This is a genomic window from Moorena sp. SIO1F2 (assembly GCF_010672755.1).
Taxonomy (GTDB): Bacteria; Cyanobacteriota; Cyanobacteriia; order Cyanobacteriales; family Coleofasciculaceae; genus Moorena.
In genome coordinates this window covers 1-17,943 of record NZ_JAAHFV010000105.1, presented here as the reverse complement: position 1 = coordinate 17,943, position 17,943 = coordinate 1, and the positions used below count along the sequence as shown (strand labels likewise).

Genomic DNA, 17,943 nt, shown 5'->3' with positions numbered 1-17,943 from the left:
GGATGTCCAACAGACAGAGTTTCTCGACCCTTTCCGGATGATCGAGCGCTAAGCGATGGCTAACGCGCGCGCCGCGATCGCGTAATGCTCACATCCAGGTAAATACCATGGGTAATTTCGAGAGAGGTCAGATAGCAAATAATCATCTGGAGTAATGATGGCGATGCTATGACAAATCTTCCAGTAACTGCTTTGGGGGGCAATCCAAGCCCGTCCTTTTGGGATAGTCGCCACAAAGACAGTAGGGGAATCCACAGAAAGTGTTTGCGGTGGCTGACACTGATAGACCCTCTTGCCGAGATGAATCGACTGAAACTGGTTACACAGTCGTCTCATACATCGATTACAGGTAACACCGCCACATTGAGGCTGGGACTGAGACTGGGACTGAGACTGGGACTGAGACTTGCTGCCTTCAACAGATATAGGAGCCAGGGCAGAAACTGGCGGCGCTACCATGGACATGGTGTTGATATCGTTTGGGAAACCATTGCCCTGGGAACCATGGTTCACAGAACCTTCAATTTCCCTCGATCCCGTATATTGCCAATCCTTGTCGATGGTTGACCAAGGTACCTCTATGTAGTAGCAGCCATGGCACTCTGTGTTTATATACCACTCTCTAGTCGCTTCATAAATGCCCTTGGTCGGGTGAGGGGGTTGGGAGGTAAGAGGCTTAGCACTATAGTTATCTTTCGGCTTAGCACTATAGTTATTTCTCGGCACGTTATCTATCGGCAAGACTCCGAGACTACCAAGGTTACCGCTCACCTTGCCCTCTTCTAAGTGCTGATGCCAGAGGGATTGGTAGTATTCAAGGGCTTGCTGGAACCGCTTTTGTTTGCTCAAGACTTGCCCTAACCGTAGATAAATCTGAGGATGAGCTGGTTGCAAGGCTAAACCCATGTGATAAGTCATCACTGCTGCATCCAGTCGCTGCTGCTCGGCTAAACAATCCCCTAACCGTATATACAACTCAACCTGGTCTGGCTGAATCTGTAACGCTTTCTGGTAATACTTTTCCGCCTGCTTTGCTGCACCATACTCAAACAAGGTATCCCCTAAATACAAATAAGTCTGCCACAGATATAGGCAGACTTGGAAAGTATCTTCTTTGTTCCGTAGTGCCTCAAGAAATCCAGAACAATAAATTTGCGATCGCTCAAGTATGTCTTGGCCTGGTAAACTTTTAGCACGTTGGCAATAAGCCTCCACAAAAGCTGGTTGCAATGCGATCGCTTTTCGTAAATAGTCAAAGGCTAGGGCTAGTTTCCCCTGAGCCATCAAGGCGTTGGCGCATTCACTGTAGGTCAATATCTGTTCTGGATCCAGCCTCAGCAGCCTTTCAAAATACTGCACTGCTATCGGATAATTCCCCTTCTGTTGCCATAACCGACCCAGATTTAAGTAAGCTGATTTTAGCTCTGGGTTTAACTCAATCGCACTACTGTATGCCACCAGAGCTTGACCTGCCTTACCTTGTGCTTGCAGCACCTTACCCAGGTTATTATACAGAGTCCCACACTTAGGATTATGGTCGATACCTTGTTGGTCGATACCTTGTTGATAGACTGCCTTTGCTGCCTCGAATTGTTTTAGCTCAAAGAGAACACAGCCCAAGTTATTATAAGCGCTGAGGTAATCTGGCTGGTTGGTAATGGCTTGGCGATAACTGTTGCTGGCTTCCTCTAACTGACCCCGTTGACCATACAACACTCCTAGGTGATAGTGGGCTTTGGCATCCTTGGGGTTAAGTGCGATCGCTTGCTGATAGCTTTCTTTGGCAGCATCCCACTCCCACAGCTTGTGCCTCGTGATTCCTAGATTGTAATGGTACTCACCCTGATCCGGCTGTAGCCAAACCGCTTGTTGATAATGCCATGCTGCTGTTGTGAGCTCCTGGAGTTGACTATATAACTCACCTAGGCAAGCATGAGTTTGAGCTTGCTCCGGTTGGAGTTGCAGCGCTTTACTATAGGCATAAATTGCCTCCCTCCGCTTTTCCTGAGCAGCTAGGGCAAAGCCTAGTAAAACATTGAATTCCTCAGAATCAGGCTGCCGTCTCAAGGCTTGCCTACAAGAAGCAACGGCTTGACTCCATTGCTTCTTGGCTAAATAAGCCTTGACTTGTTGGTAAGTTGGTTCAACCTTGATCATTAGGCAGCTATGGGGTTATTACTAGCTTGGGCAGTTGACTGCTCCCACCGCTAAATCGAACGCGCCCCGCGTCGGCTAAGCCGGACGATTATAGCGGGGGATTCTTAAGAGCATAAAACTCTTACTGGTTGAGCCAAACAACCTCTAAACCCTCCGATACAATCATTGGGGTTACTTGTGTGCTTGCGAATTATATTTAGCGCTCCGTTGCAATCAGCGTTAATCAACCAACCTTTGCTAGTTCGGTATAATCCACGTTTGATTCTCTTACCACTGAACTTGTAGGATTTTGGGTTGTCAGCATTCCACACAGGCAATTCATCTTTATCCAAGCTAGATGCTTTACTGGTGTAAGATTCTTCCTGTTCGATCATTTCGATGCCATATCGTTGACAGAGGCTTTCCAGCTTGTCCTTGAATGTATATATCGGAATCTGGGTGAACTTTTGATTGTTTCGTTTCCCTAGATTGACCTTTTGTTTTAGGTCGGGGTTGTAACCAATAACAATCTTGCTGATCTTATTATTTCTGCACCAATCTACAACATACCGAGCTGCTTTGTTAGTGAAATCTCTGACTTTGTGATTCCGCTTTCTTAGTAACTTAGCCTGTCGATTCGTCAAGGGTTTAATGCCTTGTAAGTCTTTGATAGACTGAAGTTTGGAGTTGCGTTTATTGTAGAACTGATTGTCAGACTTTATTCGCTTACCATCAATAATGAACGACTTTTGAGTAGTACTGACACATGTGGCAAAATTCTCAAGTCCTAAGTCGATACCTAAGATTTCGCCAGTCTGTTCGACCTGTTCTTCAGATTCATCCTCGTAACAATAACAAACATCAAAGTATCTTGCCCCATACTTAGGGATAATACGGATTTCTTTGACTGTTTTAGTTCTAAGTCTTTCAGGAACAGCAAACTGAACTGCCCCATGCTCTCGTTTGAATTTACAAGACATTGGAACAGTGAACAGCCAGTCTTTTCCTGGTAATTTTTCCCAGTCACGCTTCCTGATCGGGATAACTAAGAGAAAATGTCCATCTTTTGGGAGGTACTGTGGAAGTCTAATCTTTTCCTGATACCCTCCACTAGACTTAAGCTTTAACAACCCGAAGAAAGACTTGAAAGACCTATCAACAATCTTCAATGTTTGTTGCGCAATATCCGTCGGCAACAGTTTATAATTATCATTTTCTTGGGAATGATAATAATTACTTTCGTATCGCAAATGTTTACGTTCTTGAAAGAAATACTGACGGACATTGTAGAGTCCCACGTTGAACATGTTCTTGCTCAAGTGACACATCTGCTTGAGAGCTAATATCTGCTGTTCGTCTAAACGCAGGTTATTAACTTGAGTTAGCATCCAGTCCTCCGCTAACAACATAGTTATTCTAGAGGAAATATTTAAAAAGTGCAAGTAATCTAGTCTCCAATTTCCAAGGGGCTGTGTGGGTCACCTGCGTCCGCACTTTATACGCCCCGTCTCCCGCTAACCCTACTGGTATAACGGGAGTCCCCTTGGAGTTTTTGATGGATAGTTGAACTGTCCCCCGCGTTCAGCCAGCATCGCGGTTTTCAGCCGTTAGAGTTGTGATTATTAACGTCTAGTTAAAACGAGTTCAGATAACCGTAACAAATAACACTAAATTGCTAACTGGTTATTAGGAATTTTTTAGTTGTCATTCCCTATTACTCATTACCTACACTACGAGATTACCTAGACCAGTATATAGCAGGAAACAAAAAAAGTTAATTTTCACAGTTTTAGAATTTTTTGTTGTTATTTTACATAATACTATTTCGCTATATTTTTTTTATAAACAAACTTCTTTTGCAAACTTTTTACATTGTGATCATTAAATCTTCATATCTGTTTCATAAAAATGGCTAATAACTATAGGGATCAGTGTAGGAATTCTGAGAATTTTTGTCCCGAAGTTCCCTGTTCCCTGTTCCCTGTTCCCTGTTCCCTGTTCCCTGTTCCCTGTTGCCTGTTCCCTGTTCCCTCTTCCCTTTGCTATATAAAGCTATAGCAGTGCTCAATGGGGTGATGGGAGGGTATGAAATGATACCACAAGTCAGTGTAATTATTCCCAGCTATAATTGCGATCGCTATATTACCGAAGCAGTGGAAAGTGCGCTGAATCAAGAAGCCTGTTCCTATGAGGTAGTGGTAATTGATGATGGTTCAACAGACCAGACTCGATCAGTGTTGCAACCCTATAGCGGACGCATTCGTTACATTTATCAAGAAAACCAAGGAGTCTCCCTTGCCCGCAACCATGGCATTAAATTAGCCTTGGGTGAATTTGTCGCATTCCTCGATGCCGATGACTTTTTCCTGCCAGGTAAGTTAGCTGCCCAGTTAGCAGTTTTTGAAGCACAACCCCATCTGGGAATTGTCCATAGTGGTTGGTATCGTGTCGATTCCCAGGGTAAGCTACTGATGACAGTGCGTCCATGGGAAAAAGTACCAGAATTAAACTTAGAAAGTTGGCTACTGTGGAAGCCAGTTCTGCCTAGTGCGATGATGTTCAGTCGCCATTGGCTAGAGTCCGTTGGCGGGTTTGACCCCAGGTTTCCACCCGCTGAAGATACAGAAATAGTGTTACGGTTAGCCCTCAAGGGTTGTCCTGCCGCTTGGTTGCGTCAGGTAACCGTAGGCTATCGGCAGCATCACCAAAGTGCTATGCACAAAGGATTGCCTCAAGCTCGCTCCCTGTCGGCAGCCATTGACAACTTCTTCCAACAGACTGATTTACCACAAGCAGTCCGTCTATTAGAAAATCAGGTGCGCTATGGAACCCTAGTATGGATTGCTTGGTATTTATATAATACAGGACATCCCAGGGAAATGATCAAGTATTTACAACAGGCTTGGGGCTATAGTCCTTATTTACCGATGGAGACAGTAGTACATTGGGCAGAGAATTTTGCCGAGTTTTCCAGGAATTGGGGCGGGGAGTTTGATGCTGATGGGTTGGGGAAGTCACCGGAGTGGCAGGAGTTGATGCAATGGGTGATGGCTCAGACTAGAGAGACGATGTTGGTAGGTGGGTCTAGCTTGTACTAACTGAAACTACTGCATCAGTTGGTAATGGGTCATGGGTCATGGCTCGGGAGTAATTCTACTTAACTATTACTACTTAACTATTACTACTTAACTATTACTACTTAACTATTACCCATGAGCAACTGATGCTCCTGGACATTATATCAATTGCTTATATTGTGCGAGTTAAATGTGTATCAGCTTTGTAGCAATTGCGAAAAATCTTGCTAAATAGTAATCACCCACTAAATCTCATCTTCCCATCTCTCCATTTCACAATTTTGCCATTTTGCCATCATCTGTAGGTGGAATCACTGAAATGCTTATGGTGATTACTTTCAAGGGTCAAACGTCAACAAAAGTTATACATAACATACAGAAGTTAAACATTAACGCAAACCTGTTGGCAAACCGATAATTGCTACGCTGATTTCCAAGAAAAAAACCTAAACTATTATTTATAGTTGATAAATACATTTATCAACTTCAAGATAATCGCTTTTTTAAACCTAAAAATAAATCCAAAAAACTATTAGCAATTAACCTTACTTCCAGCTTAGTCTTGAGTTTTTATTTTTTAAGTATTAAATTTTTTATATTTGGATTATTACCATCATCCTTATTTATGAAAGATATCAATCAAAAAACAACACCTAATCAAAATAATGAATTTATTGTTAAAAATAAAATTTTAGCTGGCCACCCAACCAGTATTCCTTGGATTAATGACTCCTACAACTGTGAAGCAACGGGAAGAGCTTGGGAACAGGGAGAGTGTTGGGACTATGAACATTATCGCAACTGGTGATGGCGGGATTAATTTTTAAAAGACTATAGGTAAGCATATGCGCTACGCGCACGCTGCTTGAGGTGCCGTCAGCCGTGAGCTAAAAGCTCACGCTACTTGAGGTGCCGTCAGCTGAATGCTTACGTTCCCAGATCCGCTGTTCCCTACTCCCTACTCCCTACTCCCTACTCCCTACTCCCTACTCCCTACTCCCTACTCCCTACTCCCTACTCCCTTAAAAAGGCTATATCTTGATCATGATAGTTTCCCCATTTCTCTATTATTTCCTGGGCAAGATGACTAGGGAATGAATGGTAACCGGGTTCCAATTTATTCGATAAAATTAAGTCAATCGCTATGTTATGGGCATAGAACACTGGATCGAGAGTCTGAACTGGAGTAGGTTCTGCTAAGGAAAAATTGATCGGAGCTTTTTTGAAAAGCACTTCTGCCTCTGAGAAGTTATCACCAAATTCATCTTCTGCGCCAATGTTGGCAAGATACTTACCACTAAAATCTTCCTTTTCTAAGTCATATTCCTTAGAGAGTACTCCATTAACTCCCGTACAGGTCACAACACAAAAAGCCTCCTTGAGTGCTGCCCTAATTCCATCCAGGTCTTCAGCCTGTAACCCTTTGATTCCTCTAGCCCTAAGCTGTTCTAAAATCTTAGGATTTTTATCGACAATCACTAGCTCCTTGGTTAAGCCTAATAATTCATTAACCAGTCCTTTTCCAACTTTTCCACAACCAAAAATTATTAAGTTTTTATCCACTAATGACTCGTTGGTTAACTGGTGGAAGGCTTTGACAAATGCCTTACTAGTGCCATAGAACGTTTCGATATTTTTTAAGGAACTGTCATCCACAGAAATTAAGGGATAGGGAATATCTAAGGATTGATAGATATCGTTATCGAGTTTAGTTAGCTCTACCACTCCCTGGCTAGGGGTGATTAGTGTGGGTAACTCTCCATAAAGATCTAAACAAATATCATAGTTATCCTCAAAATTACCTTCAAGATTAACCTCAACATTAGCACTGAGTAAAATTTCCACCGCTTCTGGGTTAGGCTTGATAAAATTAGGGCAAGACACGGTAAGCTCAGCACCAGCCAACAGCAAAGGTTCAACTTTAAAGACAGTTTCTATGGTCAAGTGGATATGATGTAATAGTCTTAATCCTTGATAAGGCTGATGGGAACGCATCTGTTGTCTCAGCTCAGCCATAAATGGCATAGCTTCAGAGCGGGGATGTTTTTGCCGTGCTTGTTCAAAGACCTTAAAATTAATCATTTATGATACACCCAATTAACGGTAGCGAAGTTGTTGACCCTTGATGACTAAACCCATTCTCATCGCGTTTCCAATTGGAGTGAATCGTTTTTGTTTCGTCATGGTTTGGGGATGATGACGCACGGTAGATAAACTCACGCTAAGCAGAGTCACAACAATTAGTGTAGCGCTTAAATTACGAGTAAAGGTTAAGTCAAACATTATCTGCGGATTTCCAACGGTCTCTACTTTCACAGTAGAAATCTCTTATGATTAGTTCCCCCAGTAATATGCAACTACCTTAATTGACTCTCTCGATAATGGTGAATCCCACCAATTCAATGGGTTGAGCAGTGTGGTTTAGCTAGACAATCTGCCCACTGGCACCATGGCAGAAAAATTCAATATCCTTCTTGCTCATCCCACATCCAGGACCTTAGCGTAAGTGCTAACATTTTTGAAGATGGGGACACGCCAGTTGCTCATCTGACTCCCCATCTCCCCATCTCCCCATCTCCCCACACCTCCCACACCTCCCACACTTCCCTCTCTTTCCCTACTCCCTACTCCCTACCCAGCAGTGTCAATCAACCGTATCTCCTATTTGGAGCCATCTTATCTAGGGATTTCACTTTAGCAGCTCTTGGCTTGTCCAATTGACCGTGAGACTTACAGGACAAAGCACTGTGGGGTAGAACTCGTAAGATTTCGGTTAGGGTGGTTACCCCTTTGGTTACCTTTTCAATCGCTGCCTTCCGGAAGGAATAAAAACTGATTTTATCCAGGTAACGGTGCAACTGAGTCATAGTTCCCTCATAAATCAACTGGCGTACGGTATCATCTACATCCAGTAACTCCACAATAGCTTCCCGTCCTAAATAGCCGGAATTGTAGCACTTGGCGCAACCCTTTCCTTTCCGCCAACCTTTGAGATTAGCTTCCTCTGGCGTCACATTCAGCTTCCGCAAATCCTCAGAAGTCGGGGTATAAGGTTCTTGACAGTGGGGACATACTTTGCGCACCAAACGCTGTGCCACTATTCCCAATAGGGCATCACTGATTAAACCTGGTTCCGGACCAATATCTTTAATACGAGGAATAGCACTAACTGCATCATTGGTGTGGAGAGTGGTCAATACTAAGTGACCGGTCAAAGCCGCTCGAATCCCTGTTTCAGCGGTTTCAGCATCCCGAATTTCCCCGACCATAATGATGTCCGGGTCTTGGCGTAAAATTGCCCTCATCCCTGCCGCAAAGGTCATCCCCGCTGCCTCATTCACTTGGGTCTGGGTAATCCGAGGTAAGACATACTCCACTGGGTCTTCCACCGTTACTACATTCACATCTTCCGTCGCTAACCCTTGCAGGGAATTATATAGCGTACTAGTTTTACCAGAACCAGTCGGACCGGTGATAATAACCATTCCTTGGGGTTGCTGCAACCAACCTTTATAGATTTTAAGCTCTTCGTCAGAAAAGCCTAACTCTTCCAAGCCAGAAAAGGGGTTTTCTCTTGGTAATAAGCGAATCACTGCTTTCTCTCCCCCCACACAAGGGAGGGTACTCACCCGCAGATCTAACCCAAGTTCTGCCTCCTCCCCAGTAGCATAGTTTTCCCCAATCCGACCATCTTGAGGACGGCGGCTTTCAGCAATGTCCATATCAGACATGACTTTGAGAGCAACCACCACTGCTCGTCCCAAGTCTGACGGTAAGGTAGTTATATCCCTAAGAATCCCGTCAATGCGATAGCGGACTCTTAAGCCATCAGTCATCGGTTCCAGGTGAATATCACTGGCGCGGTTACGCAGAGCTCCAGAGATAATGGTTTTAATCCGCTCAATCTGGTCAGCCGCTTGGGAAAGATACAATTCTGTGGTTTCGGTAATGTCTTCTTGTTCCACCTCACCAGTAAGGGGATTGACAAAGGCGACCGAACTGATAGATTTGGCATTATTGTTTTCCCTGTGGTACCATCGCTTGTAACTTTTGGGTGCAATGGGAATAATTTTGATTTGGCTGAAAGTGCGATCGCTTAATTTTTTGAGCTCCTCTGCACATAACTGAACTGGGGTACCCAGGTAATAACAGTTGCGCCACAGTACCAGCGGAATCACGGGAGGTAAATTTTGGCGATTGGGGAATGGCTTAAAGAACCGGGAACTGACTTCCCGATCCAGTAGGTTAACGTTTAGTTCTCCTTGTGGGTTAACCAACAGTTTAAGGGCTGTTTCACAGTTAATTTCACCTTTTATCAACTTCCTCCAAGCCGATGAAGTTCTAACGCCCGTTTGCATGATTTACCCCCCACTATATTAAACTAAATTAAACAGTTTTTGTTGATTAATTTCCAGTTTTAATTATCCCAAATACCTGGGTGCTTATTGACTATAGCATTTTTTGATTAATTGGTATTACGCTTGGTTGATATTGGAGTGATAGATCAAGGTAATACTATAAATCTTTATCTAATCTTTATATATAACGTTACCTTTTTCCTTTCACAAAACCTAGGCTTAGCTAAATAGACTTACCTAGTTTTTTACAATGATTATATAGCCTTTCTAAACATTGACAAACAAGTAACAACAGTCTGGCGATACCCAGGCTCCACCAAACTAATGCTTATTGAGGGCGTTAGCACCGAACTTGTAGAGCTGACCTTCCTGAGTAACTATGACGATGAATTGGGTTTGCTGAACCATCTTCACAGAGGAAGAGGTCGCCATTGGCAGCGACGGTAAACACACAGTGTTGTCCAAGGTTGTTGGATAGCGCGCTAAATAGTCTAGGAGTAAATCATGAAAGTAAGTCCAACAAAACGTTAATTTTACGTTAAGAATTGGTTAATAAATTCCTAGGCTCTCAATTTTTTGTGAAAGTCTACTGTCAGCTCTTAAACTAATCATAAATTTGTGGAAAATTAAACTAATATTAACCTCTTTATTTAAAACTAATAGAGTTTTAAAAGACTAGCGCTTGATTCAAGACGCTCTACCAGGTTGAAACAAGGAGAATTTTATAATGGCTGATATCTTCCATAAATCAGGGGTTTTGGCAGCCGCTAGTGTGGCTTTGGGTCTAGCTGTAATGCCAACCCAACCCGTCTCTGCTGCAACTATCAAGTATGATTTTACCGTAGATGTAGAGACAGGGAATTTAGCTGGCAACTCTTATCAGGGGTATTTTACCTATGATGACACCTTCCAATTTGACAGCGGATTTGAAAGATTCAACTCTCGAAACGATGACCTATCGGTAGTCTTCGACTTTAATGGTGTCACCTACACTGAAGAAGATGATTTCTTGTTTCCTGTAGGTCCCTACGTTGATTTTCAGGATGGAGAGCTTCTGGGATTGAATTTTGTTCCCAGTTTGTTCACTTTCGATTTTCCCTTTGAAATCCGTGACGAAGACAATGACCGCATAGGAGGCGACTTCTTTACCTACGGTGATTTCTTTCTCGGTTCTGGAGAAGGTAGTGTCACTTACGCTAAAGTGGGTAAAGTTCCCGAGCCTGCTACTATTTTAGGGTTAAGTGTGCTCGGTGCTAGCTTGCTGCTGGGTAAAAAGAAGGGATCCTCTCAAAACGCTTAGAAGAGTTTTGAAAGTTGAACGTTGAACGTTGACGGTTGAGTGTTAAGGGTTGAGTGTTAAGGGTTGAGTGTTGACAGTTGACCGTTAATGCTCAACCCTTAATAGCTAGGATAATGGCATTGCTGAATCAAAGAATGAATATGAGTGGGGTGGGCATCCTGCCTGCCCGAAAATATATTGAAACTGGCAAGATGCCAGTTCCACGCCTGATGCCCATTTCACAGGTGCGACCCAAGGGCGATTTACTCACCCATTGGAAAGCGCACCTACTCTTAAAATCATTCCATTATTAAGAGGTTGTCTGAGAAGTCTCATTTACTACATCCAAGCCCCCTAAATCCCCCGAGCGAGCAATCCCTCGCTCGGGGGACTTTTACCATCAAATTGATTCTTGTTCCCCCCAAATTTGGGGGGCTAGGGGGGCAAAATTCAGTATCAAAAAACTTTTCAGATATCCTCTAAGCAACGCCAGAATAATGGCAAATTTCTAGTCATCTTCCTCATCAAAATTTCCTCCATCTCCCCATCTCCCCATCTCCCTATCTCCCCATCTCCCCATCTCCCCATCTCCCTATCTCCCCATCTCCCCATTTCCTAAAACTTCCCCAATCCCCGTTCCCTAACTTAGTTAAAAATACGGTTTTACTATAGTTAACTATTAATTAGCTTAGTAACACAAACTAAGAATCGTATCAATAATCATGACCTACCATAACAACAGACGGGATTCACTGATAGACAATCGTGACCTAGTTGGTAATTTACCCCCAGAAATCCCTAGTCATATTGTTGATTTTGCCATTAACATTACTCCTGAACTCACCAAAGGGCAGTTTTCCGAAGATAAGATCTGCTGTTTACAAGCATTGATTAACCAAACTAGCCAAATGATCAGCAACTTCAATCCGGCAAAGGCAGTCGTAACCACAACGGTAAATGGTCACTTACCTCATGTTCAAACCGTCGAAAAAATGCCTTCTTCTCGGATAGTGATAACTCACTAACCCCTCGGTTGTACAAGGCATCACTAAACAATTCAACAAAATTAAAAACACCATAATCCGGTCCTCGTGGGTTTTCCCCCATAGAGGAATTTTCCTTATAAGTAGGAAGACGCTGATCCCAATTAAACAAACCAATTTGGTCAAAAGTTTCCGTAAATCTAGCATTGGTGCGCAAGAATTGCTTTGTCTTTGGATGGGGGTCTAAGAACGGAAAATTAACATTTGCTTCCCCTTTTACCTTAGCATTAAACATCTTGATATGCTTTTCAATCCGGTCACGGTCTGTAGTAGGATTATCAAAATCTAAATTCAGATCTCCTAATAAGATAAAATTGGGATAATACGCTCGATCATGTTCGATAAACCGTCCTAATATCCATGCCATCAGTGCATCAAATTCCTGACGGCGATCTGAGATATAGTTACCAAAATACAGATGAGCATTAACCGCCATCAACTCATAGGGGTTAGTACCAGGATGACCAACAATTCTAAAGCTGACACAGAACGGTTGGCGAGCAAAGGTTAGAAACACTGGCATCTTAACATTCGGCTTCTGAGGGCGTTTTCCTAACTGATTTGAGTTCCACTGATCCAGTTCTTTTAGATAGTCCACATAGGGTAAGATAGCCTGATTGATCTGATCATAGTTACGAGCCAAGGTTTCTAACACCTTAGTACGGTCAAAAGAAATATCTGAGACCACTTCACCCCGCTGAACCATCGACCAATTATATATAAATCCCAGTCTTTCCCCTAATCCTGGTTCATTAGGAAACACCCCAGTTCGATCAGACACAATCGTACCAAACTCTGACCCCATCCGCCCCTTCAACTCCTGGAAACCACTCAGGTCATCCATGATTTCTTGGATAGCCAGCAAATCAAAGTGCTTACACACATGAGCCAAAAAATCCCAGGTTTCAGGACTGCGGTTAGTTACCCTCCCCAGTTTTCTGATATTAAATGACCCCAACACCACCGAGCCATATTCCCGTTTAGGCAATCCATACTTAGTGGGATCGTCAGCCAAAGTTTCTCGGATTTTTCCCCATTCTTCTGGAGTAAATTCAGACATAATCAGAACTTATATAGTATTTTTATTTGAACTGAGATTGGTACTGCTGAGAATAGCACGACTGAGGATAGCCTCGCTGAGATTAGCATCACTAAGATTAGCCTCACTAAGATTAGCCTCATTCAGGTCAGTACGGAACAAGTTAGCTCCCAATAAATTAGCACCATATAAATTAGCCCCGTTGAGTTTAGCAAGGCTAAGGTTAGCACCACTCAAATTGACACTGCTGAGGTTAACATTACTCAAATTAGCACCGCTGAGATCAGCGCCTGCACAATCGGATGTTGTATTAAGACCAGCAATTCTCCCTATCTCAAAAAAGTCCTTAGTTTTTTTCTCTATACAGCGATTAATTAACGGTTGCGCTTCTGGCCGAATTTCTTGATCAGACATCGGTTGACTTGACCAAAATTAGTATATAATAATTATCAAAATTTTACTCTATACAGCTTTGAGGGCAATCAGCTCATCCCTGATACAGTCAGTCGCCAATTCACCCTCCTTTCATTGTCTTGATGCAGTCGCTCAGGATGTTACAATTAAAAAGCTGCTGGGAATAGTAGGTAAAAACAAAGATTATAAAATGCTTACCCATTGGAAAAAATCCCTAGCCAAGAGTGCTGGATTCTTGGCTGTTTTGACTGTTGTACAGGGTTTCTGCGTGAGTCAATCAGCTTCTGCGCAATGCGTGCCGAGTAATTTTCCCTCCGACTGGTTACAACGACAGGAGTACCTTGGTGGTCACACCATTGATCGCCATGTTGGTAAAAGTGATCAACAACTAGTAGACCGATTAATTAATGCTCCCAGAATCAGCGCAGCTAGCACCTATCCCGATTTGGAAACTGCTGCCACTAATATTAAAGCTGCTTTGAGAGCCAACCGGAATAGATTAAATAGTTGGGTTCTTGATGCTGGTATAGGTGAGAAGCGAGCTGTTAACTATAGGGCTAGGGACGTAGTTGGTCGTGTGGCTAGCCGTCCTGCTTCTCTGAGCAATATTTCTAATAGTAGGAAGTTGCGTGTGGTTATGGAAAAAACAGCAAAGGGAGATTGCTTACTTCTTACGTCATATCCCGCTAGATAACTGCTCAGGGGATTGTAGATTTTATAGTGTAGATATTATAGTTTAGACTGACCCTTGCTTAAACTATAATATCTTGTATTTATTGAATCTTCAGTCTCTAATTCTCCAATCTTCAGTCATTACTCAACATTACCAATTAATTATACACCAAAAATCTACCCATGAGCCAAAAACCTAACTACGAAAATCTCTACAGTTTTCTTGCTGGGGAGTTTGCTGAAGCTGATTTTGAAGGTAAAAGTGATGAAGAGGTAGTTCTTGGCTGCAACAATCCAGAACTTGCCAAGTGGCATCGTACCATAATTACCGAAGGAAGGGTTGCTTTGGCTTCTCGCTCCTTTCCCTGGAAAGATGTGGGTGACTATGCCAATCGCTATTTTGAAACTGAAGAAAGTGCTAGAAAATGGCTAACAGAAATGCTCGACCTGTTGGAAAGTTGCCTTGATAAAGTATCCGGAGGAGAGTAAAGTCTAGCGGCTTTTAATGTGGTGAGGTACAGAGTTTCTGGTTTTAGGGAATAGGGAACAGCGAACAGGGAAATCAGAAGAGGGAACAGGACAAAAATTATGTGTACCTCATTAGGATAAAAACCGCTAGACTTTAGCTGTTCGCGTAGCGTGCGCGTAGCGCTTAAGCTGGTAGCACCTCAAGTAGCGTGGCACAGGCTTCTAGCCTGTGAGGTAGTGCGCTGCTTGGCTCGCTTCCGCCAAATTCCCATGACCACTATGAAAAAAAGGGTATTATTTCCCCGATTAAACTATACTCGAAACTTGAGAATTTCTCCTTACCCACGTTGTAATAATTCCCGGTTATAACTGGGGTGATGAATCCCCAAACACAATCCATACATGTATAGCGCTACGCGCAAGGCAAAAGCCATGCATGCTAAAGGCAAAAGGCAAAGGTGCGCTTGACCTTGGCGAATTAAATTCGCCACGGGTCGCACCTAAAAGTTTACTAAAAGTGCTTTTCAGCTTTTCTCAATGTCAAACACCTTAATGCCTAGTGCTATATCTAGCCATTGTCAAGGTGTTTTTTTCCATAACAGTGGGGTATAGTTCTGGGGCATCCTCTAAAGTAAACAGGACGAGTGAATCATGTAAAAAAAACGGTCTTATCGGGAAAAATTTAAAGAAGAGATAGGTGGGTTGATTGATGCGATTGATCTATCGGATTTGCAGAAGCGGTTTATCAAAGCTCGCTGGCTCGACCAAGTTTTGTGGTTAGACAAGCGAGCAAATCAGTAGTGAAACCCAACCCTGGTAATGGTTTTAGATAAAATCAAGGGTTTTAGGAGTTTTGTCAGTCAATCAGCCCTAAAACTACCGTATAATAATATAATAGATAAAGCCTAGCCTTGATTACCACTGTCAGCCAATCTATTATGCTTAAAAGTTCTTTGCCAAAATCATCTCTGAGGAGTGAGCAACCTCCAGACTGTGAGATATCCCAGTTATCCCCTACTTCCTTGACTCTGATCGCTGATTTCTTTAAAGTCTTATCTGAAGTAAGTCGCTTGCAGATTATCTGTTGTCTGAAGTCAGGCTCAAAAAATGTTACTCAAATTATCGAACAAACAGGCTTAGGTCAGGCCAATGTATCCAAGCATTTAAAAATCCTGGCTAAAGCAGGGATTGTCACTCGCAATCAACAAGGAATCAATGTCTTTTACCAAATAGCTAATCCCTTTATCTTTGAGCTATGTGAGCTAGTGTGTGATTCCCTGTCACTGCAAATAAAGCAACAACATCAACAGCTAGAGCAACTCAAAGCGATGCAGCAATCTTTTTAGTGATCTTGGTAATTGGTAATTGGTAATTGTGATTAGTCCCGAACTATTGCCCATCATTCAACTCCAATTCCCCTCCCGTTACGGCGCTTTGCATAACTATCAAGTACACTGAATTTTTTCCCTATTCCCTATTCCCTCTTACCTGCTCCCTGCTCCGAACGCGCCCCGCGTGGCCCACGGCCTCAGTCCCTGCTCCCTAAAAACCCAGAACTTTGTACCTAATTGAATTGCAAACCGCTGTATACCCGTTCGCGCAGCGTCGGGCTTTGCCCGAAATGGTTAGCGGGAGATGGGGAAAACAGCTATGGGTTGACGTAGTGTCTCCAAAGGAGAATCGCTACGTCAACACACACATACTTGATAATTAATTCTTGATAATTAATCGTTCTTTTATAGCTTTCCAAGGATTCCCTAAAAGCCAAGACAACAGGCCAGTCAGAAATGCGATCGCAAACCATATCCATGACCGATATATGATAATAACCACAGACAGGACAGCAATCAGCAACAAGGCTACTTGCACTACCAGGGAAATCAACTTCTGGCGACTACCATCACCCTTTTTAATCCCTGATGATTGGGTAATCTGTTGCCACCAATAAAATAGTTGTAAGGATTTATTCAAGACTTGATAGATCAAACTACTACCGAAGCCTGGAGTGCGATCGCCTAATACAGTGATCAGCATATCTCGCACAATCAGGGCAGCTCGGGTAGCGAGATTTGTTAGGATAGTAGTGGGAATATCATTTGAGAATGTCTCTGAACCCACCTGGTAATGGTTGAGAAAGAACGTTTCTTTACCCTGGGGTAAGGAGTCAATGCTTTTCCTAGCTAATTCCTGAGCTGCTAGTAGACTAATGGTTTCACTAAAACTACCCTCAACTAGACTATACTGGGGTTTGGTGGTTGGACTTGTGGTTAGATTTGTGGTTTGACTATCGTTAGGAGCAGCAGGTTGAACTCGCTGGTTACTCCACTCTAGTTGTTCAGAAATTTCATCTTCAATCACATTCTGTAGGTCAGTGCTGAGAATATCACGATGTCCTTCCAACACTAAATCATCCAGTATTGTTTTGATATCAGCCTCAGAAAGATCTGGATTAGGAGTCGCCAGCTTACGTAGATGACCTTTAATTTTATCCTGGTGATCAGCGGTAGCGTTAGGGAAAGACTCTTGAATTAAAAAATCTAAGTACTGTTCTTTAAACTGATCAAATTCTTCTCCCGCTTCAGGAATGTTATATTCTTGAGCTTGTCGTTTCAAAAACTTAGGAAACTTAGCAATCCCCTCAGGAGTAAGTAAAGCTTCAACTATCCGGTTTAATCCGTCTAAGCGCCCCCACATAATATCATTAGAACGCCACGACTTCTTAAAGAAACCGCCAAAAGCATTTAAGGTATTTCCCGCCAGTTTACTATCTAACTTTTGCCCTTTACCAAAACCCAGCTGAGCATCATCTGGACTAATCCGAATCGTCTCGATCAGATTTTTTTCCTCAATTTCAGATAGATACTCAAAGGGATACAGAACTTTATCGAGTTCTCGAAATCGTTTAAAACGAGTCAAGAGTTCTTCAGACTGATTTACCCCACTTAGTTCAATGAATTTCTCTGATGCTTCCTCTATCTTACACAAAACCGAGGAGTATTCGTTACCATTATTTTCATTAATGTTATTTTTATATTTTTCAGCAAGCCAGATTTTTTGAAGTTGATTTGGTTCTTGCTCTACTTGATTAACTTTTTGCTTAAATTGTTCAAAAATGCTGGAAATTCGCCGCTGGGGCAACCAGTCAATGGTGGTTTTTCCAACTGTCTGGGTTTCAGAGTTAGCGGCTAATTGTTCTGCTGCTTCTTCTGGTAATTTTTGCAAGAAATAGGCTGGGACTTTTTCTAAATAAGATTGCTGATGGTTTTGTGGTACAAATTCTGCTAGCCCCTCAGCATCGAGCAAGAAACGGTATAACCGAATTAGACGGTTGTAAATCTCTCTACGCAGATTATCCGTAGACTTCGAACTGTGATTAGTTTGAAAGGATGATATCATATCATAGAAGGATTGACTAATATGGGGATGAGTTAACAGCTTAGTTAATTCGGTTATACCA

16 protein-coding genes are annotated in these 17,943 nt (G+C 42.7%); 6 read left to right on the top strand and 10 right to left on the bottom strand.

Annotated elements, in window-relative coordinates; genetic code table 11:
* Positions 1–48 precede the first annotated feature (48 nt).
* A complete protein-coding gene (locus F6J94_RS14655) occupies positions 49–2,157 on the bottom strand; it encodes a tetratricopeptide repeat protein (protein ID WP_293041373.1) in 2,109 nt (702 codons plus the stop codon).
* Positions 2,158–2,261: 104 nt separating this feature from the next.
* A complete protein-coding gene (locus F6J94_RS14650) occupies positions 2,262–3,524 on the bottom strand; it encodes a transposase (protein WP_293041370.1) in 1,263 nt (420 codons plus the stop codon).
* Between the two features lie 687 nt (positions 3,525–4,211).
* Between F6J94_RS14650 and F6J94_RS14645 the strand changes: the two genes are divergently transcribed.
* A complete protein-coding gene (locus F6J94_RS14645) occupies positions 4,212–5,234 on the top strand; it encodes a glycosyltransferase (RefSeq protein ID WP_293041376.1) in 1,023 nt (340 codons plus the stop codon).
* 604 nt (positions 5,235–5,838) lie between these two features.
* A complete protein-coding gene (locus F6J94_RS14640) occupies positions 5,839–6,021 on the top strand; it encodes a hypothetical protein (protein ID WP_293041366.1) in 183 nt (60 codons plus the stop codon).
* A gap of 206 nt (positions 6,022–6,227) precedes the next feature.
* Here the strand turns inward: F6J94_RS14640 and F6J94_RS14635 are convergent, their stop codons facing one another.
* The 4 genes from F6J94_RS14635 to F6J94_RS14620 form a co-directional block, all read right to left on the bottom strand.
* Positions 6,228–7,295 (bottom strand): adenosylhomocysteinase, encoded by a 1,068-nt coding sequence (locus F6J94_RS14635; protein ID WP_293041362.1) that lies wholly within the window; start codon positions 7,293–7,295, stop codon positions 6,228–6,230.
* Between the two features lie 15 nt (positions 7,296–7,310).
* Positions 7,311–7,529, bottom strand: coding sequence for a hypothetical protein (locus tag F6J94_RS14630; protein ID WP_293041359.1), 219 nt, complete (start codon positions 7,527–7,529; stop codon positions 7,311–7,313).
* A gap of 162 nt (positions 7,530–7,691) precedes the next feature.
* On the bottom strand, positions 7,692–7,814 hold the full coding sequence (locus tag F6J94_RS14625; RefSeq protein WP_293041356.1) for a hypothetical protein: 123 nt from the start codon (positions 7,812–7,814) through the stop codon (positions 7,692–7,694).
* 47 nt (positions 7,815–7,861) lie between these two features.
* On the bottom strand, positions 7,862–9,490 hold the full coding sequence (locus F6J94_RS14620) for a GspE/PulE family protein (RefSeq protein ID WP_367142210.1): 1,629 nt from the start codon (positions 9,488–9,490) through the stop codon (positions 7,862–7,864).
* Positions 9,491–10,298: 808 nt separating this feature from the next.
* Here F6J94_RS14620 and F6J94_RS14615 point away from each other — a divergent pair.
* Positions 10,299–10,871 (top strand): PEP-CTERM sorting domain-containing protein, encoded by a 573-nt coding sequence (locus F6J94_RS14615; protein ID WP_293027398.1) that lies wholly within the window; start codon positions 10,299–10,301, stop codon positions 10,869–10,871.
* Between the two features lie 447 nt (positions 10,872–11,318).
* On the opposite strand, the gene F6J94_RS14610 is transcribed toward F6J94_RS14615, so the two are convergent.
* The 3 genes from F6J94_RS14610 to F6J94_RS14600 all read right to left on the bottom strand — a co-directional run bounded on the left by F6J94_RS14610 (position 11,319) and on the right by F6J94_RS14600 (position 13,346).
* Positions 11,319–11,462 (bottom strand): hypothetical protein, encoded by a 144-nt coding sequence (locus F6J94_RS14610; protein ID WP_293041350.1) that lies wholly within the window; start codon positions 11,460–11,462, stop codon positions 11,319–11,321.
* Positions 11,463–11,771: 309 nt separating this feature from the next.
* Positions 11,772–12,953, bottom strand: a complete 1,182-nt coding sequence (locus F6J94_RS14605) for an endonuclease/exonuclease/phosphatase family protein (RefSeq protein ID WP_293041347.1) — start codon at positions 12,951–12,953, stop codon at positions 11,772–11,774.
* 9 nt (positions 12,954–12,962) lie between these two features.
* Positions 12,963–13,346: a pentapeptide repeat-containing protein gene (locus F6J94_RS14600; protein WP_293041344.1), complete on the bottom strand. Its 384-nt coding sequence runs from the start codon at positions 13,344–13,346 to the stop codon at positions 12,963–12,965.
* Between the two features lie 190 nt (positions 13,347–13,536).
* Here F6J94_RS14600 and F6J94_RS14595 point away from each other — a divergent pair, with 190 nt between their 5' ends.
* The 3 genes from F6J94_RS14595 to F6J94_RS14585 all read left to right on the top strand — a co-directional run bounded on the left by F6J94_RS14595 (position 13,537) and on the right by F6J94_RS14585 (position 15,832).
* Entirely contained in the window at positions 13,537–14,040 is a 504-nt protein-coding gene (locus F6J94_RS14595) for an RNase A-like domain-containing protein (RefSeq protein ID WP_293041341.1), read from the top strand.
* Between the two features lie 161 nt (positions 14,041–14,201).
* On the top strand, positions 14,202–14,507 hold the full coding sequence (locus tag F6J94_RS14590; RefSeq protein WP_293027385.1) for a hypothetical protein: 306 nt from the start codon (positions 14,202–14,204) through the stop codon (positions 14,505–14,507).
* A gap of 917 nt (positions 14,508–15,424) precedes the next feature.
* The gene (locus F6J94_RS14585; RefSeq protein WP_293027382.1) at positions 15,425–15,832 is read left to right on the top strand and encodes a helix-turn-helix transcriptional regulator; all 408 of its coding nucleotides are present in this window, start codon (positions 15,425–15,427) and stop codon (positions 15,830–15,832) included.
* 364 nt (positions 15,833–16,196) lie between these two features.
* On the opposite strand, the gene F6J94_RS14580 is transcribed toward F6J94_RS14585, so the two are convergent.
* Positions 16,197–17,943, bottom strand: a 1,747-nt coding sequence (locus F6J94_RS14580; protein ID WP_293041338.1) for a DUF3376 domain-containing protein, incomplete at its 5' end; no start/stop codon positions are given.